16 protein-coding genes are annotated in these 19,436 nt (G+C 32.6%); 3 read left to right on the top strand and 13 right to left on the bottom strand.

From position 1 onward, the window contains the following. Complete coding sequence (locus A7L45_RS02300; RefSeq protein WP_071611270.1) at positions 1-1,230, top strand: ABC transporter permease; 1,230 nt, start codon at positions 1-3, stop codon at positions 1,228-1,230. A gap of 85 nt (positions 1,231-1,315) precedes the next feature. Here A7L45_RS02300 and A7L45_RS02305 read toward each other — a convergent pair whose 3' ends face one another. The 13 genes from A7L45_RS02305 to A7L45_RS02365 form a co-directional block, all read right to left on the bottom strand. Next, a complete protein-coding gene (locus tag A7L45_RS02305; RefSeq protein WP_071611271.1) occupies positions 1,316-1,732 on the bottom strand; it encodes a MaoC family dehydratase in 417 nt (138 codons plus the stop codon). 28 nt (positions 1,733-1,760) lie between these two features. Next, positions 1,761-3,158, bottom strand: a complete 1,398-nt coding sequence (locus A7L45_RS02310) for a GntP family permease (protein ID WP_071611272.1) — start codon at positions 3,156-3,158, stop codon at positions 1,761-1,763. A gap of 37 nt (positions 3,159-3,195) precedes the next feature. Further along, positions 3,196-4,755 (bottom strand): acyl CoA:acetate/3-ketoacid CoA transferase, encoded by a 1,560-nt coding sequence (locus tag A7L45_RS02315; protein WP_071611273.1) that lies wholly within the window; start codon positions 4,753-4,755, stop codon positions 3,196-3,198. Positions 4,756-4,937: 182 nt separating this feature from the next. Further along, positions 4,938-6,335 (bottom strand): GntP family permease, encoded by a 1,398-nt coding sequence (locus tag A7L45_RS02320; protein WP_071611274.1) that lies wholly within the window; start codon positions 6,333-6,335, stop codon positions 4,938-4,940. Between the two features lie 105 nt (positions 6,336-6,440). After that, positions 6,441-7,994, bottom strand: coding sequence for an acyl CoA:acetate/3-ketoacid CoA transferase (locus tag A7L45_RS02325; RefSeq protein WP_071611275.1), 1,554 nt, complete (start codon positions 7,992-7,994; stop codon positions 6,441-6,443). A gap of 280 nt (positions 7,995-8,274) precedes the next feature. After that, positions 8,275-8,691, bottom strand: coding sequence for a MaoC family dehydratase (locus A7L45_RS02330; RefSeq protein WP_071611276.1), 417 nt, complete (start codon positions 8,689-8,691; stop codon positions 8,275-8,277). A gap of 33 nt (positions 8,692-8,724) precedes the next feature. Continuing rightward, complete coding sequence (locus A7L45_RS02335; RefSeq protein ID WP_071611277.1) at positions 8,725-10,275, bottom strand: acyl CoA:acetate/3-ketoacid CoA transferase; 1,551 nt, start codon at positions 10,273-10,275, stop codon at positions 8,725-8,727. A gap of 256 nt (positions 10,276-10,531) precedes the next feature. Next, positions 10,532-11,896, bottom strand: a complete 1,365-nt coding sequence (locus A7L45_RS02340; protein WP_071611278.1) for a sigma-54 interaction domain-containing protein — start codon at positions 11,894-11,896, stop codon at positions 10,532-10,534. Positions 11,897-12,097: 201 nt separating this feature from the next. Continuing rightward, the gene (locus A7L45_RS02345) at positions 12,098-13,105 is read right to left on the bottom strand and encodes an electron transfer flavoprotein subunit alpha/FixB family protein (RefSeq protein ID WP_071611152.1); all 1,008 of its coding nucleotides are present in this window, start codon (positions 13,103-13,105) and stop codon (positions 12,098-12,100) included. A gap of 20 nt (positions 13,106-13,125) precedes the next feature. Beyond that, positions 13,126-13,908, bottom strand: a complete 783-nt coding sequence (locus tag A7L45_RS02350; RefSeq protein ID WP_071611151.1) for an electron transfer flavoprotein subunit beta/FixA family protein — start codon at positions 13,906-13,908, stop codon at positions 13,126-13,128. An 11-nt stretch (positions 13,909-13,919) separates the two neighbouring features. Beyond that, positions 13,920-15,059 (bottom strand): acyl-CoA dehydrogenase, encoded by a 1,140-nt coding sequence (locus tag A7L45_RS02355; protein WP_071611279.1) that lies wholly within the window; start codon positions 15,057-15,059, stop codon positions 13,920-13,922. Between the two features lie 487 nt (positions 15,060-15,546). Next, entirely contained in the window at positions 15,547-15,984 is a 438-nt protein-coding gene (locus A7L45_RS02360; RefSeq protein WP_071611280.1) for a DUF2383 domain-containing protein, read from the bottom strand. Between the two features lie 60 nt (positions 15,985-16,044). Further along, positions 16,045-16,497, bottom strand: a complete 453-nt coding sequence (locus A7L45_RS02365) for a hypothetical protein (RefSeq protein WP_071611281.1) — start codon at positions 16,495-16,497, stop codon at positions 16,045-16,047. 300 nt (positions 16,498-16,797) lie between these two features. Here A7L45_RS02365 and A7L45_RS02370 point away from each other — a divergent pair, with 300 nt between their 5' ends. Together A7L45_RS02370 and gtfA are read left to right on the top strand one after the other, a co-directional pair. Continuing rightward, positions 16,798-17,739: a DMT family transporter gene (locus A7L45_RS02370; protein WP_071611282.1), complete on the top strand. Its 942-nt coding sequence runs from the start codon at positions 16,798-16,800 to the stop codon at positions 17,737-17,739. A gap of 186 nt (positions 17,740-17,925) precedes the next feature. Then, the gene (gene gtfA / locus A7L45_RS02375; protein ID WP_071611283.1) at positions 17,926-19,395 is read left to right on the top strand and encodes a sucrose phosphorylase; all 1,470 of its coding nucleotides are present in this window, start codon (positions 17,926-17,928) and stop codon (positions 19,393-19,395) included. Positions 19,396-19,436: the final 41 nt, after the last annotated feature.

The following is a 19,436-nucleotide window of genomic DNA, read 5'->3' on the forward strand; positions in this document are numbered from 1 at the left end:
ATGAATATTTTAGAGAGTCTCAAAATGGCTATAGCAAGTATCCTATCAAATAAAATGAGATCTTTTCTCACAATGCTAGGAATTATAATAGGTATAAGCTCAGTAATTACTATTGTCGCGCTTGGTAATGGAGGGAAAAATTATATTGGAGATGAATTTGCTAAAATGGGGTCAAATACAGTTACTCTAAATGTGGATCCATCGAAAGTAGAGCAAATAAGTGATTATTTTACACTCGATGATGTAAAACAAATAAAAAGCAGAGTAGATACTGCTAAGTATATTTCTCCAACTGTTTCAAAAAAAGGAACAGCTAGAACTGAAACAAAGACTAGTACAGCAAATGTTACTGGAGTTAATACGGATTATTCATTAATAAGTAATGTAGAAATTGTATATGGAAGATTTTTAAATGAGAGAGAAGTTGAAGAAGGCAAGGCTGTTGCAGTAATTGATCAAACTTCAGCAAAGGCACTGTTTGGGACTGATGATGCTGTAGGTAAATCATTTAAATTAGGACCAGTAGCTTCTAGTAAAAGTGCAACTGTTGTTGGTGTTTCAAAAGCAAGTAGCATGTTCGGAGGTAGTAGTGGACCACGTAGCAGAGGTGGTGACAGTACACCAACACTTGTAACAGTGCCAATTACATTTCTTGAAACACTATTTCCATTAGATTTTAATATATCAACGCTTACTATGACATCTACTTCACAGGCGAATTCTGTGCAAACTGGAAATGAAGCCTTGAAAATTCTTCAGGCTAAACATGATAACAAAACTTTAGACCTTTATAAGGCTACTAATTCGGCTAGTATGCTTGAGTCAATTAATCAAGTTTTAGGGATTTTCACAGCATTCCTTAGTGCGGTAGCTGCGATATCTCTTTTGGTTGGAGGTATTGGAGTTATGAATATAATGCTTGTTTCTGTAACTGAGAGAACAAAAGAGATTGGTATTAGAAAAGCAATTGGTGCTACCACTAATGCTATATTATTTCAATTTTTGACTGAATCCGTAATATTATCGCTTATAGGAGGGCTTATAGGTATGACACTTGGTATAGTTGCAGCTAAGATAATAGGATCTTTTGCAGGAATTACTCCTAGTGTTTCCATCCTTGTTATATTAGAAACAATATTGTTTTCGTCAGCAGTTGGAATATTTTTTGGAATTTATCCTGCAAGAAAAGCTGCAAAATTAAATCCTATAGATGCACTTCGATATGAATAGATTTTAATAATAGGGAATATAGGTGGATTTAGTAAAGTAAATCCATGTACATTCCCTATTACTTATTCTAAATGACATATATTAATTATTTAGGTGGCATAACGGTTGCTATACCTTTAAGAACAACAACGCCATCTTGATTAGTACATGTTGTACTTAATTTCATAATATTTTTTATGTCGAATTTTTCTATTACTTCAACTTCAGCTTTTATAGTATCTCCAAATCTAACTGGCGCTGTAAATCTAAGTTCTTGACCTAGATAAATAGTGCCTGGTCCAGGCAATTTCATGCCGAGTACCGCAGAAACAAAACCTGCGGTTAGCATGCCATGTGCAATTCTACCTTTGAAAATTGTTGTTTCAGCTTCTCGTTGATTTATATGAGCAGGATTTAAATCTCCGGTTATTCCGGCATAAAGATATACATCAGATTCACTTATAGTTTTTTCAAAGGAATCTTTATCTCCAATATTTAGTTCTTTCATTGTTAAACCTTTCATTAAAAACGCCTCCTTTTATTTTGATATATTATACAAAATGAATAATTGATTGTAATCCAATTAGAAGGAAGCATGTTCCTGTCTTAAGAAGAGTTATAGCAAATATATCTTTATAAGCTTGTTTGTGTGTTAAACCTGCAATCCCAAGGAGTGTAATAACGGCTCCATTATGAGGAAGTGTATCCATTCCACCAGATGCCATTGCAGCAACTCTATGAAGCAATTGAGGGCTTATACCAGTACTTGATGCCCAAGCTAAGTAGTGTTTGCCAAAAGTATCAAGGGCTATACTCATACCACCGGAAGCGGAACCTGTTACTCCAGATAGAACATTCACTGTAACTGCTTCTGATAGTAGTGGACTACCATGAGGATTTATATTTGTTAAAGCATGGGCAATGGATTGAAAACCTGGTAATGTTTTTATAACATTACCGAAACCTACTTCAGATGCCGTATTTATAACGGCTAGGAGAGAACCGATAGCACCAGCATTGATAGCATTAGCTAAATTACCTTGCATACGTTTAGGATTGATAAGCATAGCAAGAAGAATTCCTACGATAAGTGAAATCATGAGTGCCCAGTTATTCATAGTTCCGACAACACCAGCTGATAACATATTGTAAGGTTTCTTAGTTACCCAAGATAAGATATTCCAATGTGGAAAAACTAATTTTTGTAGAATGAGGGTCACAACTAGTACTGAAACCAACGGTAATGCTGATAAAAATGCATTTGGCAAACTAGCATCGTCAACTATAATAGGTTCATTAGTATGATTTTTACCATATCCTTCTCCAGCTGCTTGTGCTTTACGCTTACGCCACTCTAGATAAAACATACCAGATGACATAATAATGATTGCTCCAAGTATTCCCATTATAGGTGCAGCATAAAGATCTGTATTAAAAAATTTCATTGGGATGGAGTTCTGAATCTGTGGTGTTCCAGGGAGTGAATCCATAGTAAATGTAAAGGCGCCAAGTGCAATAGTTCCTGGCACAAGACGTTTTGGGATGTCTGCTTCTTTAAAAATAGATGCTGCAAATGGATATACCGCGAATGCTACTACAAATAAACTTACACCACCATAGGTAAGGATAGCTGCTGATAAAACTACAGAGAGGATCGCTCTTTCTTTTCCTAATTTCTCTACTATAGTTTTTGCAATTGATTTTGCTGCGCCAGACTGTTCCATTGTTTTTCCGAATATTGCCCCCAACAGAAAGAACGGAAAATAAATTGTTATATATTTACCAAGATTGGGTAAGAATATTTCTGTATACGTGGGCAAAATAGCCATTCCAGAAAATAAAGCGGCTAATAGTGCAAAAATAGGGGCAAAAACAATGACTGAGAAACCCTTATAGGCCATAAACATTAATAGACATAAACTTAATAATATCCCGAAAACTCCTAACATTAAAAAAACCTCCTAATTATATTTTGTTTTAAATCATTTACTTAGTTTTAGCTAATTTAATACCAACAATACCTTCATTAAATAATTTTTTATCCATCAACCTTAAATCTTTAGATATAATAGGAGCAAAATCCATTTTATCTAAAATGTCCTTTTGCATATCGATACCAGGAGCAATCTCTTCTAAAGTTACCCCTTCTTTAGTTAATTTAAAAACTGCTCTTTCAGTAATGTATAAAACTGGCTGGGATACATCTAAAGCATACTCAGCACTAAAGGTTATTTGTTCAACGGTTTTAATGAATTTATTAGTTTTACCTTCTTGAATTATATTTAATTTTCCGTTTTGTATTTCAATTTTTAAACCACCTGCTGTAAAAGTTCCACAAAAAACAACTTTTTTTGAATTTTGAGTTATGTTTATAAAACCACCACAACCTGCAATTTTAGGGCCAAATTTACTTACATTAATATTTCCTTTCTCGTCGCATTGAGCAAGACCTAGGAATGCTATATCAAGACCTCCGCCATCATAGAAATCAAATTGGTTACTTTGATCAAGTATGCTTTCAGGATTTATTGAAGCCCCAAAACTTAATCCACCAGCAGGGATTCCGCCTATTGGGCCTGATTCCAAAGTAACTTTAAGATCATTTGCTATTCCTTCTTCATTCGCAACCATTGATATGCCTTCAGGTACTCCTATTCCTAGGTTAGTAATAGCATTAGGGATAAGTTCCATTGCAGCCCTTCTTGATATTATTTTACGTTCATCGAGTTTTAAACCAGAAATATCACTAAGCGCCATTTTTATTTCTCCATTATAAGATGGATTATATTGCTCTGCATAGGTTTGCATATGATTTTCTGGTTTTGAAATAACAATAGCATCCACAAGTATTCCTGGAATTTTAACTTTTCGTGGATCAAGGGTACCGTTTGCTACAATTTTCTCAACCTGAAGTATTACAATTCCGGAAGAATTTTTGGCTGCTTGGGCCATAGATAAGCCATCAAGGGTTACAGCTTCTTTTTCCATAGTCGCATTTCCATTTTCATCAGCATAAGAAGCACGAATGAGTGTTACATTTATTGGGAATGATTTATAAAACAGATATTCTTTATTATCAATTTCGATAACTTTTACTATATCTTCTTTAGTCACAGAATTTAATTTACCACCATCAATTCTAGGGTCTACAAAAGTTTTTAGTCCAACATGGGTTATAGTTCCTGGTTTACCCGCTGAGATATCTCGGTAAAGGTGAGATATTACTCCTTGAGGAAGATTATAAGCCTGAATTTTATTCTCTATAGCTAGTTTTACAAGTTTAGGTGCAAGTCCCCAGTGTCCACCAATTACCTTTGAAACTAAACCTTCGTGGCCAAGATGATTCAGACCTTTGTCTTTTGAATCTCCCTGACCAGCAGCATAAACTAAAGTTAAATTATTTGGAATACCTTTTTCAAGAAAACACTCACTAATTTTTATAGTTAATTCTTCAGGGTGTCCGCAACCGATAAAACCTCCCACTGCGACGGTATCTCCGTTTTTAATTAAAGAAATTGCGTCAGTGCTAGACATAACTTTTTTCATTTTAAGACCTCCTTTTATAGTATTATTAGTCAAACTTCTTTTAATTATAAGGAGAAAATATTATTACCATGAAAAGAAATTAAAAACAATTTTAAAAAAATTAGGGGATAATAACGAAAAAATGAACGGTATTCTTAAGATTTAAGAATACCGTTCATTAAAAACATACTTGTATTTAATTATTAAATAAAATGTAAAATTGATTGTAATCCAATTAGAAAGAAACATGTTCCTGTCTTAAGTAGAGTTATAGCAAATATATCTTTATATGCTTGTTTATGTGTTAAACCTGAAATTCCTAGGAGTGTAATAACTGCTCCATTATGAGGTAAGGTATCCATTCCTCCAGATGCCATAGCAGCAACTCGATGGAGTAATTCAGGGCTTATACCAGTATTTGATGCCCATTGTAAGTAGTGTTTACCAAAAGTATCAAGGGCTATACTCATACCACCGGAAGCGGAGCCAGTTACACCAGATAGAACATTTACTGTAACTGCTTCAGATAGTAATGGACTACCATGAGGATTTATATTTGTTAAAGCATGAGCAATGGATTGAAAACCTGGTAGTGTTTTTATAACATTACCAAAACCTACTTCAGATGCTGTATTTATAACTGCTAAAAGAGAACCAATAGCACCAGCATTGATAGCCTTAGCTAAATTACCTTGCATACGTTTAGGATTAATAAGCATTGCAAGAAGAATTCCTACGATAAGTGAAATCATGAGTGCCCAGTTATTCATTGTTCCTACGACACCAGCTGATAACATATTGTAAGGTTTTTTAGTTACCCAAGAGATAATATCCCAATGTGGGAAAACTAATTTTTGTAAAATAAGAGTTACAACTAGCACAGAAACTAATGGTAATGCAGATAAAAATGCATTTGGTAAACTATCATCTTCAACCATAACAGGTTCATTAGTATGGTTATCACCATATCCTTCCCCAGCGGCCTCAGCCTTACGTTTACGCCATTCTAAATAGGTAATACCACATGCCATAATAATAATTGCTCCGAGTATTCCCATAACAGGTGCTGCGTAAAGATCTGTATTAAAGAACTTCATTGGAATGGAGTTCTGAATCTGCGGTGTTCCTGGAAGCGAATCCATAGTAAATGTAAACGCACCAAGTGCAATTGTACCTGGAACAAGTCGTTTTGGAATATCTGCTTCTTTAAAAATAGATGCTGCAAATGGATACACTGCAAATGCTACAACGAAAAGGCTTACACCGCCATAAGTAAGGATAGCTGCTGATAAAACTACTGAGAGTATTGCTCTCTTTTTTCCTAATTTTTCTACTATAGTTTTTGCAATGGATTTTGCTGCACCTGATTGTTCCATTGTTTTTCCAAATATTGCTCCCAATAGAAAGAACGGAAAATAAATTGTTACATACTTACCGAGATTAGGCAGGAATATTTCTGTGTATGTGGGCAAAATAGCCATTCCAGAAAATAAAGCTGCTAGTAGTGCAAAAATAGGGGCAAAGACAATGACAGAGAAACCCTTATATGCCATAAACATTAATAAACATAAACTTAATATGATACCGAAAACTCCTAACATTTATAAAACCTCCATTAATTAAAATTTTATTCTCTTTTTTTACCGTTCATTTTTTATATTTTAACAAAAATTATATCAATAGTATTATTCCAAAGACTGTATTTATTAATTAGCTAATTTAAGACCTATAAGACCTTCATCAAATATTCTCAAATCCATTAGTTTTAGGTTTTTAGATATAATTGGAGTAAAATTCATTTTATCTAAAATATCCTTTTGAAGATCAATACCAGGAGCGATTTCCTCTAAAGTAACGCCTTCTTTAGTTAATCTAAAAACTGCTCTTTCGGTAATGTATAAAACTGGTTGGGAGACATCTACAGCATATTCTCCACTGAAAGTGATTTGTTCAACAGTTTTAACAAATTTGTTAGATCTACCTTCTTGAATTATATTTAGCTTTCCATCAAGGATTTCAATTTTTAAGCCACCTGCTGTAAAAGTCCCACAGAAAACAACTTTTTTAGAATTTTGAGTTATATTAATAAAACCACCACAACCTGCAATTTTAGGACCAAATTTACTTACATTAATGTTCCCGGTTTCGTCGCACTGAGCAAGACCTAGGAATGCTATATCAAGACCTCCACCATCATAGAAATCAAATTGGTTACTTTGATCTAGTATGCTTTCGGGATTTATTGAAGCTCCAAAACTTAATCCACCTGCTGGGATTCCACCTATTGGGCCTGACTCCAAAGTAACTTTAAGATCACTCCCAATTCCTTCTTCGTTTGCTACCATTGATATTCCTTCAGGTACACCTATTCCAAGATTAGTAATAGCATTAGGAATAAGTTCCATTGCAGCTCTTCTTGATATTATTTTTCGTTCGTCTAGTTTAAGTCCAGGAATATTAGTAAGTGCCATTTTTATTTCACCGTTATAAGATGGATTATATTGCTCCGCATAGGTTTGCATATGATTTTCAGGTTTTGAAATCACAATAGCATCCACAAGTATTCCTGGGATTTTAACTTTTCTTGGGTCAAGGGTGCCGTTTGCTACAATTTTCTCAACTTGAAGTATTACAATCCCACCAGAATTTTTAGCCGCTTGAGCCATAGATAAACCATCAAGTGTCACAGCTTCTTTTTCCATAGTAGCATTTCCAAACTCATCAGCATAAGAAGCCCTAAGAAGTGTAACATTTATAGGGAATGCTTTATAAAACAAATATTCCTTATTATCAATTTCAATAACCTTAACTATATCTTCTTTCGTAATATCGTTTAACTTACCCCCATCAATTCTAGGGTCTACAAACGTTTTTAAGCCAACGTGAGTTATAGTTCCAGGTTTACCTGCTGCAATATCTCGGTACAGGTGAGATATTACCCCTTGAGGAAGATTATAGGCCTCAATTTTATTTTCAATAGCAAGTTTTACAAGTTTGGGAGCAAGTCCCCAGTGACCGCCTATTACCTTTGAAACTAAACCCTCCACGCCAAGACGATTTAAACCCTTATCTTTTGAGTCTCCTTGTCCTGCGGCATAAACCAAAGTTAAGTTATTAGGAAGTCCTTTTTCAAGAAAAGACTCATTAATTTTTATTGTTAGTTCTTCAGGGTGACCGCAACCGATAAATCCTCCAACCGCAATAGTGTCTCCATTTTTGATTAAAGCAATCGCGTCATAACTAGACATAATTTTATTCATTTTTTAACCCCCTTCATTAAAGTGCTGTAAAGCTTTTCATAATTATAAATAGCAAGTATCATGCCAATAAAGAAACAATGAAAAACAAATTTTATGGGCTTTTTAACGATTTTTAGGCGCTTTTAGTAAGAATCTGTCTATTGAACTTAGTGGTGTGTTCAGTAAAATGAACATGATTTATGTAAACATTATCATGGTGTTCTAAAAATGGAACAGTATTTTTAAAATATAAAAATACCGTTCTATAAAATAAACACTTATTTTATAAAAGGGGCGAGTTTTATTTAGGGGGCATAACTGTTGCAACACCTTTAAGAACAACAACTCCATCTTGATTAGTACAAATTGTACTTAATTTCATAATATTTTTTTCTTCCTTTTTTTCTATAACTTCAACTTCAGCTTTTATAGTATCCCCAAATTTAACTGGTGCTGTAAACCTGAGTTCTTGACCTAGATAAATAGTGCCTGGTCCAGGTAATTTCATGCCAAGTACAGCGGATACGAAACCTGCTGTTAACATGCCGTGGGCAATTCTACCTTTGAACATTGTTGTTTCAGCTTCTCTTTGATTTATGTGAGCCGGATTTAAGTCACCAGTTATTCCAGCATAAAGATATACATCAGATTCGCTTATAGTTTTTTCAAAAGAATCTTTATCACCAATATTTAGTTCCTTCATTGTTAAACCTTTCATTATTTATTCCTCCTCGTTTTTTAATTTTAATTATTACGAAACTTTTAATCCCATAATTTTTTCCTCAAAAATTCTTTCATCCATAAATTTTAAATTTGATGAAATTACTGGCATGAAATCCATATGTGCCAAAATATCCTTTTCAAGATCAATCCCTGGAGCAATTTCAGTAAGTACTACACCTTTGCGGCTAAGTTCGAAAACAGCTCTTTCAGTAATATACAATACTGGTTGAGAGACATCTACAGCATACTCGCCACTAAAAGTTATTTGCTCAACAGTTTTAATAAATTTGTTGAATTTACCTTCTTTGATAATATTTAACTTTCCATCTTGTACTTCAATTTTTAAACCACCGGCAGTAAAGGCACCACAGAAAACAACTTTTTTAGAGTTTTGAGTTATATTGATAAAACCACCACAGCCTGCAATTTTAGGGCCAAATTTACTTACATTAATATTTCCTGATTCGTCGCATTGAGCAAGGCCGAGGAAAGCTACATCAAGACCACCGCCATCGTAAAAATCAAATTGACTAGTTTGATCAAGTATCATTTCGGGATTTATTGCAGCTCCAAAACTTAATCCACCTGCAGGGATTCCACCTATTGGTCCTGATTCCAAAGTAAGTTTCATATCGCTACCGATACCTTCTTCATTTGCGACCATGGAAATACCTTCAGGTACTCCTATTCCAAGGTTAGTTACAGCGTTGGGTATAAGTTCCATAGCTGCCCTTCTGGATATTATTTTTCGTTCATCTAGTTTTAAGCCTGGAATATCATCTACTGCCATTCTTATTTCACCATTGTATGATGGATTGTATTGTTCCCCATATGTTTGCATATGATTTTCAGGTTTTGAAATAACAATAGCATCCACAAGTATTCCTGGAATTTTAACTTTTCTTGGATCTAAGGTACCATTTGATACAACTTTTTCAACTTGAAGGATTACAATTCCACCAGAATTTTTAGCTGCTTGTGCCATAGAAAGAACATCTAATGTTACTGCTTCTTTTTCCATAGTGGCATTACCACTTTCATCAGCATAAGTAGCGCGAATAAGTGCCACATTTACAGGGAAAGCCTTATAAAACAAGTATTCCTTATTATCAATTTCAATAACTTTAACTATATCTTCTTTTGTGATATCGTTTAACTTACCGCCGTCGATTCTCGGATCTACAAAAGTTTTTAAACCAACATGTGTAATAGTTCCTGGTTTTCCCGACGCGATATCTCTATAAAGATTAGAAATTACACCTTGTGGAAGATTATAAGCTTGAATTTTATTTTCAATAGCAAGATTTGAAAGTTTGGGAGAAAGGCCCCAGTGACCACCTATTACTTTTGAAACTAATCCTTCCACGCCAAGACGATTTAAACCTTTGTCTTTTGAGTCTCCTTGTCCAGCTGAGTATACCAAAGTTAAATTATTAGGACTTCCGCTTTGGGCAAAAGATTTATTAATTTCTATGGTTAATTCTTCGGGGTGACCTGAACCGACAAATCCTCCAATTGCAACGGTGTCACCATCTTTTATTAAAGTGATTGCGTCATAACTAGACATAGTTTTTTTCATTTTTTATCTCCTTTTATCATATTATTAACACCTGTTATAAATATAACAAGCAAGAAACATGCCAACAAAAAGTGACTAATATATACAAAAATATCACGTTAACGTTGGGGTTTGATGATTTTATTAAAGATTGTGTAGCTTAGATAAAACTCTATGTACGGCATTGAGAACTTAATATATGTATATATAGGTTTTTAGTTCGAAAAAATGAACGGTATTCTTAAGCTTTAAGAATACCGTCCATTTTATAGAACAATTATAAAGGTATATTATATTTTTGAATTTTTTCATATAAACTTGTTCTTCCAATCTCAAGTTTTTTAGCAGCCTTAGTTTTGTTTCCATTGGTTGATTTAAGTGCATCCATAATAGCTTGCTTTTCTGCTTCTTCTATAGTTGATTCAAGACTTTTAATAGGTTTAATCTGTTTTCTACCTGTAATTTCATCAGGTAGATCTATAGGACATATGATATTACTATTTTCTATTACGTTAATTGCCCTTTCTAATATATTTTCAAGTTCCCTTATATTGCCTTCCCATGAATAATTTTTTAGAAAGTATTCTGAATCCTTAGACATACCTACAATTTTCTTATTCAAATCTTCAGCAATTTTTGTGATGAGGTGATTTGCAATAAGTAAAATGTCATCGCGCCTTTCACGAAGAGACGGAATAGTAATAGTAACTACATTTAATCTATAATAAAGATCTTGCCTAAACTTACCTTCATGCATAGATTTTTCTAAGTTTCTATTTGTTGCAGCAATTATACGAATATCAATTTTTTTACTTCCTAATGAACCAATTTTTTCAACTTCTTTTTCTTGAATTGCCCTTAGTAGTTTAACTTGCATATGAAGAGGCATATCTCCTATTTCATCCAAAAATATTGTTCCACCATCCGCTAATTCAAATTTTCCGATTTTACCTTCTTTTTTAGCACCTGTAAAGGCACCACCTTCGTAACCGAAAAGTTCAGATTCTAATAAATCAGTCGGAATAGCTCCGCAGTTTACCTTTACAAAAGGTGCATACAATCGATCACTAGCTAAATGTATTGCATGGGCAAATAGTTCCTTACCTGTGCCACTTTCACCAAGTATAAGCACATTAGAATGCGTTTGAGCAGCCTTGCGGGCAATAGATTTAGCTGCCAATATCTTTTCGCTTGAACCTATTATGTCATCAAAGGAATAACTTGCAGTATTTAACTGTTTTAACTGAGTTTTATAGGTTTCAAGTTCCCTTTTCATAGTTTTAATTTTACTATAAAGGGTATTTAGTTCCTTTACATTTCTAAATAATACTTTACCAATAGCACCGATTATTTCTCCATTTTTAATTATAGGCATTCTAGTGGCTATCATGTAGCTTCCTTTTATAGATTGTAGCTGAGCAGTTTCTGTAACCCCTGTTTGTACAATAATATGCATCCTTGTATTTTGAATAACATCAGTAACAGGTTTCCCTATAGCATTTTCTTCTGAAATTCCCATAAATTCACAATATGATTTGCTAATCATAGTTATAATTGCGTTTTTATCTATAATGATAATACCATCATAAGCATTGTCTATAACAGTTTTTAATATTTCTACAGCATCTTTTTGAAAATCCATTATAAAATCAGCTCCTTTATATATATTGTCTATAAAGCATCATATTAATACTAATATTTTAGTTTATTTAGAGACATTTGGAAAGTGAATTAAATTTATTACATATATTCAATAAAATACTTAAAAAATTAGTTAATAAAATTTTTGTAAAAAAAAAGAGCGATTTTGATGTAGAAATACATCAAAATCGCTCCAGTGAACCTATTTATTTTTTAATGTATTAATTTGAGCTATCATTTCTGGGATTACTTTAAGGAAATCTCCAGCTATTGCTACATCAGCAGCTTTCATGATAGGTGCAGTTGCATCTTTATTTATAGCTATTATGAAATCAGAATCTTGCATACCAGCTAAATGCTGAATTGCTCCTGAAATACCGCAAGCTATATATACAGTTGGTCTTACAGTTTTTCCTGTTTGACCTACTTGTACTGCTTTATCTATCCAACCATTTTCAACTGCTGCTCTTGATGCTCCGACTACACCATCTAAAGTAGCTGCAAGTCTTTCAAGTAAAGCAAAATTCTCTTTACTTCCAACTCCACGACCACCAGATACTATAATATTAGCTTCTCCGATATCAGCTAAAACTGAAGCAACTTTTACAACTTCAATAGTCTTAGTTCTGATATCTGATTCTTTTAAATTTACAGTAACTTTTTCAACTGGGCAAGTTCTAGAAGCATCTCTAGCTAATTTTTCGAAAACTCCTGGTCTAATAGTAGCCATTTGTGGTCTATGATCTGCACAAACTATAGTAGCCATTAGGTTTCCACCAAATGCTGGTCTTGTCATCATTAAATTATTGTTTTCTGTATCTATATCTAATGAAGTACAATCAGCAGTTAAACCTGTTGAAAGTCTTGCTGATATTCTTGGTCCTAAATCTCTTCCTAAATAAGTTGCTCCAACAAATATTACTCCTGGTTTTCTCTCATTTGCTAAATCGCATATAACTTTTGCATATGCATCAGTTGTAAAATGACCTAGTAGTGGAGAACTCGCAACTATTACCTTATCAGCTCCAAATGCTACAAGTTCTTTAACCATATCATCTGTTTTATCGCCAAGTAGTACAGCTGTTAATTCTTCTCCTAATTTATCTGCAATTTCTCGTCCCTTACCTAAAAGTTCGAAAGAAATTTTTTGAAGTTCTCCGTCTCTTTGTTCAGCGAAGACCCATACGCCTTTGTAATCTGCTATATTCATTGATTGCTCCCTCCTACATTTTAGATAAAGTGATTTTCTTTTAATTTAGAAACTGCATATAACGCAGCTTCTGCTGCTGGTAATTGTATTAATTCGCCTTTTCCCTTAGGTTCTTTAGTCATTGACTTTTTAACCTTTGTTGGTGAACCTTTAAGTCCGAGAACAGCTATGTCTGCTCCGATATCTGCTGCATTCCAAACTTTTACTTCTTTAGTTTGGAACATTTCAAAAATGTTTTTTATGTTCATATATCTTGGTTCATTTAATTCTTTTATAGCTGTTAAAAGAACAGGAGTTTTAACTTCTATATCTTCATATCCATCTTCCCAAGCTCTTCTAACTTTTAATCCGCCCTTAATTACGTTAACTTTTTCAACGTATGTTATTTGTGCAAGATTTAAATGTTCTGCAATTTCTGGTCCAACTTGCGCTGTATCTCCATCAATTGCTTGTCTTCCAGCAAATACTACATCGTAGTCTAATTTCTTTAAAGTTGCAGCAAGTGCATGTGATGTAGCTAAAGTATCTGCTCCTGCAAATGCACGATCTGATACAAGTATTGCTTCATCAGCACCCATAGCTAAAGCTTCTCTTAATGCTTTTTCTGCCTGAGGTGGTCCCATGCTAATTACAGTCACGTGCGCACCATGTTCATCTTTTAATCTTAATGATTCTTCTAATGCATTTTTATCATCTGGATTTATTATTGATGGAACTCCTTCTCTTATAAGGGTTCCTGTTTTAGGATCTATTTTAACTTCGTTTGTATCCGGAACTTGTTTTAAACATACAACTATATTCATTTAATTTCCTCCTACTTTAATAGATTTCCAGCTATAACCATTCTTTGAACTTCTGAAGTTCCTTCATATATTTCAGTAATCTTCGCATCTCTCATCATTCTTTCTAATGGATATTCTTTAGTATATCCATATCCTCCGAAGATTTGAACAGCTTTTGTTGTAACTTCCATAGCAGTTTCTGATGCAAATAATTTTGCTCTTGCAGCTTCTACTGTATATGATAAACCAGCATCTTTATTAAATGCAGCTTTATAAACTAAAAGTTTAGCAGCTTCAATTTTAACATCAAGTTCTGCAACCATCCATTGAAGTCCTTGGAATGCTGCAAGTGGTTTTCCAAATTGTTTTCTTTCTTTCATGTATTTAGTAGCTTCATCTAATGCTCCTTCAGCGATTCCTAGAGCTTGAGCAGCTACTCCAATTCTTCCACCATCAAGAGTTTTCATTGCAATACCGAAACCTCTTCCTTCTTTTCCAAGCATGTTTTCTTTTGGAACTATACAGTTCTCAAATACAAGCTCAGTTGTTGATGATGCTCTTATTCCTAATTTATCTTCATGTTTACCTATTGAGAATCCAGGGAAATCTTTTTCAACTATAAAAGCTGTAATTCCTCTTGTTCCCTTAGTTTTATCAGTCATAGCAAAAACTACAAATGTATCTGCTACGCCACCATTTGTGATAAATATTTTTGAACCATTTAATATATAGTTATCACCGCCTAAAGTTGCTGTAGTCTGTTGCCCAGACGCATCTGTACCAGCATTAGGCTCAGTTAATCCAAAAGCTCCTAATTTTTCGCCAGTTGCAAGTGGTACTAAATATTTCATTTTTTGATCTTCTGTTCCAAAAGCATCTATTGGACCTGCACATAATGATGTATGAGCTGATAATATAACTCCTGTTGTTGCACATGCTTTTGATAATTCTTCAACAGCAATAATATATGATAAATTGTTTCCGCCTGCGCCACCATATTTAGTTGCTATTGGAATACCCATCATATGGTATCTAGCCATTTTTTCTACAGTTTCGCTAGGAAATCTTTCTGTAACATCTATTTCCGCAGCTATTGGTTTAACTTCGTTTAATGCGAATTCACTTACCATCTGTTTTACAAATTCTTGTTCCTTGGTCAATGTAAAATTCATGAAATTGCCTCCTCGCTATTTTGTAAGATGGATAACAAGTATTAATTGATATCTATCTTATTCTTTGTTCATAATAATTATAAGTTTTGTTATAAAACCGTTTTCTTCATATCTAATTATAAACACAATACTTTTAAGTATTCAACCTTAGTATCTATAAATAATACAAGCAAGAATAATGCCATGTCTGTTTTAAAGACATAATCGCAACTTAAACACAAAAAATAATTCAAAGTTAGTGAAAATATAATTATTTATTAAAAAATATCCTTTATTATTACACTAATTACATATTTTGATGTAAATTTGGATGTATGTGTACTAGAATTAGGACAACTAATTTAAAATATCATAAATAATGTTTTTATGAATGAACAGTTTCATATAATCTATAATAGAAGTGTTCTAAATCTAGTACATTTATAATTGGAATTACTTATTTTTAATTAAGAATGTTTTTAATAGTCCATAATATTTTTTTAGAATATTACTTAGAAGTATTAATAATGTTATTCAATGAATCAATATTATTTTGATGGTCTTTTATTATATTATTTAAGATAGTAGAGTTACTAAATGCTGAATTATTTGTTATTAATTCATTAATAGTTTTTATTGCCATGAACTCACCTTGTAGGGCTTCCTTAAGATAACTAATATTATCGGTAGTGCCCAGATGTTTTATATTTGATATAGTTTCTGCGACTACTCCTTGAATTCCAATACTGCCAGAGGGTCTACCTCCAAGATCTTGTATTTTAGTAGAAATTTGCAGAGTATGTTGCTTATGGGTTCGTTGTATATTTTGTAATTTAGTTTTAATGTTTATGTCATTCGCATGGTTTATTAGCGACTCAAAACTGTCAATAGCAATATATTCACTCTCGAGAAGGAAATTTAAATTTTTAATATTTTCACTATTCATTATTATCAACTCCTCTATTATTTAGGTTACCCAAATAGAGGATACTTATTAATTTGATTTTTAAAGTGAACTTTTTAACATTTTTTCATGAGATAGGTACAGTTGTTTCATTAAAATTTTATCCGCTTGAGTTTGAGTTATAGTACCATTATCAACAAGTGTAGTTATTGGATTTATATAACTAAGTTTAGCACTATTTTTATATAATTTATTTTCTGAATTGATTATAGTTTTTCCATAATCAATATTGTTGACCTTTGTAGTTTTAGATTTATTTATTACAGATTTAATTTTGTTTGCTTGAGCCTGAGTTATAGTACTAGTAATTAAAGATTCTTCTAAATTTTGTTTTGTTTTAGTAGTTATTTGTTTACACTCGCTTGTTAAAACTGTATTTCCACTAATGTTTATTGGAGTTGCAGTTATTGCAAAGGTTGTACTAACAGATGATAAATATATACCTCCTGTTAATATTCCTGTTAGTATTTTGGTCTTTAAAGATATATTCTTCATTTTAATCTCTCCTCACTAATTTATTATTGTTTATTTCTATGGTTAATTATATCAATTTTAAATGTCAGAGGAGTGTCAATATGATGTATATTTTGTTCCATTTATGTATTTTTTATAAATGTTTTGTATAGGTCAGGAAGGTAATAACTAAAATTATATTAAAACGGCAAAATAGTAAAATAAACTATATTGTGTTAAAATAGAGGCGTTGTATATGTACTATAAACTTATAATTCTGTCTAGATAGTATTTTTAATTATATCAGTAATTAACAAATTTATATATTAGAGGTGTCTATAAATGAAAAAAGGATTTTGGTTTATTATTCTGTCTGCTTTTCTTTTCAGCACTATGGAAATAGTTTTAAAAATGGTGTCTAATCAATTTAACCCTATACAGATAAGTTTCTTAAGATTTTTTATAGGGTCTATCATGTTACTTCCACTAGCTTTGAAAAATTTAAGGGGTAAAAAGCTCCGTTTAAATAGGAATGATTATTCATTTTTTATATTAACAGGTTTTATTTGTGTTGTAGTAAGTATGACATTTTATCAACTTGCCATTTTTTATTGTAAGGCATCTATAGTTGCAGTTCTCTTTAGTTGCAATCCTATATTTGTAGTTACTTTCGCTTTCTTTTTAATAGGAGAAAAATTATATAAGCATACTATAATTACAATGGGATTAAGCATAATTGGAATGATATGTATATTGAACCCTTTTAATATGACAATCAGTTTGCAAGGTATAATATTTATTGTTATTTCTACTGTGACATTTGCTTTGTATAGTGTAATATCCAATAAGAAATCTGAAAAATTTGGAGGGGTAGTCTTAACTTGTTTTAGCTTTTTAATGGGCAGCCTTGAAATGTTAGTACTTATACTTATTACAAAATTAAGTTTTATATCAAAAATTTTATCAGATAATGGGTTAAATGAATTCGCAAATATTCCAATATTGCATGGGATAACAATAAGCAATATTCCAATGCTTGCTTATATTAGTATTTTTGTAACTGGGCTTGGTTACACGTTTTATATATTAGCAATGGAAGAGACTTCTGCATCTACTGCATCAATTGTATTTTTTATTAAGCCTGCTTTAGCGCCGATTTTAGCTTTAATAATTCTAAAAGAGGCAATTGCCGCAAATACGATGATAGGAATTGCTTTTATTGTTATTGGATCAATTATAAATTTTAGAGAGAATAACAAATTGGCTAGAAACACTATTAGTTAAACGAATAAATAACAAATGCTACTCAAAGCCAAGCAATACAAGCAGAGAAACTAAGTGAGATGGTTCAAAAATTTAAGCTGTAAGACAAATAAAACACGATATGTCAACCTATTGACATACATTAAACTCACATATATAATAAAATCAAATATATTCTAAATAGATTTTATAAGGAGAGATTTTAGTATGGCGGTAAAAAATCAAGTACAGCTTATCACTTATCCAGATTCTATGGGAGGGAATTTAAAAATTCTTAACAATGTACTTTTAAAACATTTTTCTGATATCTTTAAAGGTGGAGTTCATATTCTGCCACCATTTCCGTCTTCGGGAGACAGAGGGTTTGCTCCACTTACATATTTGATGATAGAGCCAGAGTTTGGTACATGGGAGGATATAAAAGCTATAGGTGAAAATTTTGATATACTGGTCGATTTAATGGTTAATCATATTTCAGGTGAGTCTGTATATTTTCAAGATTTCCTTAAGCAAGGTAGAAATTCAGAGTATGCCGATTTATTTATCACTTTGGACAAGGTCTGGGAAGACGGAAAACCGGTTAAAAAAGACATTGAAAAGATGTCACTTCGCAGGAAAGTGCCATATTCGACCTTTAAAATAAAAGAAACCGGTGAGGAAGAAAGGGTATGGACTAGTTTTGGCAAAACTAGTCCTTCTCAGCAGATTGATTTGGATGTAAAGTCGGATAAGGTAAAACAGCTTTTTAAAGAGCTATTTTTGCATTTTAATAATCATAACGTTAAAATAGTAAGATTAGATGCAGTTGGATATGTTATCAAAAAGCTTGGAACAAGTTGTTTTTTTGTAGAACCGGAAATATATGATTTTCTTAATTGGATTAAAAAATTGGCGGATTCTATGAAAATTGAATTGCTTCCAGAAGTTCATTCACATTACTCTACTCAATACAAACTTGCAGAGCATGGGTTCTGGATTTACGATTTTATTCTACCTTATACTATTCTTGATACATTAATAAATAAATCTAGTGAGAAACTTTGTCAATACCTTAAGGAGCGTCCTGCGAGACAATTTACAATGCTTGACTGCCATGATGGTATTCCTGTAAAACCTGATATGGATGGTCTCATAGATACTAAGGAAGCTAGAAAACTTATAGATTTAACCCTTAAGCGAGGTTCAAATTTAAGCCTTATTTTATCAGAAGAAGATAAGTCAGAAGACGGATTTGATGTGCATCAAATAAGAGGGTCTTACTACTCTTTATTGGAGTGTGATGATGATGCATATTTGGCAGCTAGGGCAATTCAATTTTTTGCCCCTGGGATACCGCAGGTATATTATGTGGGACTACTAGCAGGAGAAAATGATGTTGAAAATGTAAAGAAGACCGGTGAAGGTCGTGAAATTAACCGTCACAACTTCAGTCTTTTGGAAATTGAGCAGTCAGTTAAAAAAGAAGTTGTTCAAAGACTTTTAAAACTTATCAGATTTAGAAATGAATATCCTGCATTTAATGGACAATTTAAGGTCTTAGACTCTTCCAAAGATGTTATTTGCCTTTATTGGAAGAAAGATGATAGTGAATGCACATTATTTATCGATTTAAAAACTAATAAGTCTGTGATAGAATATATTGATGAGTCTGGCAAGTTAGCTCAATATTTAATATAAGTAGTTATAATGTAAATGACTCAAATTGATTTTACAAGGGT

It is taken from the genome of Clostridium estertheticum subsp. estertheticum (assembly GCF_001877035.1).
Lineage (GTDB): Bacteria > Bacillota > Clostridia > Clostridiales > Clostridiaceae > Clostridium_AD > Clostridium_AD estertheticum.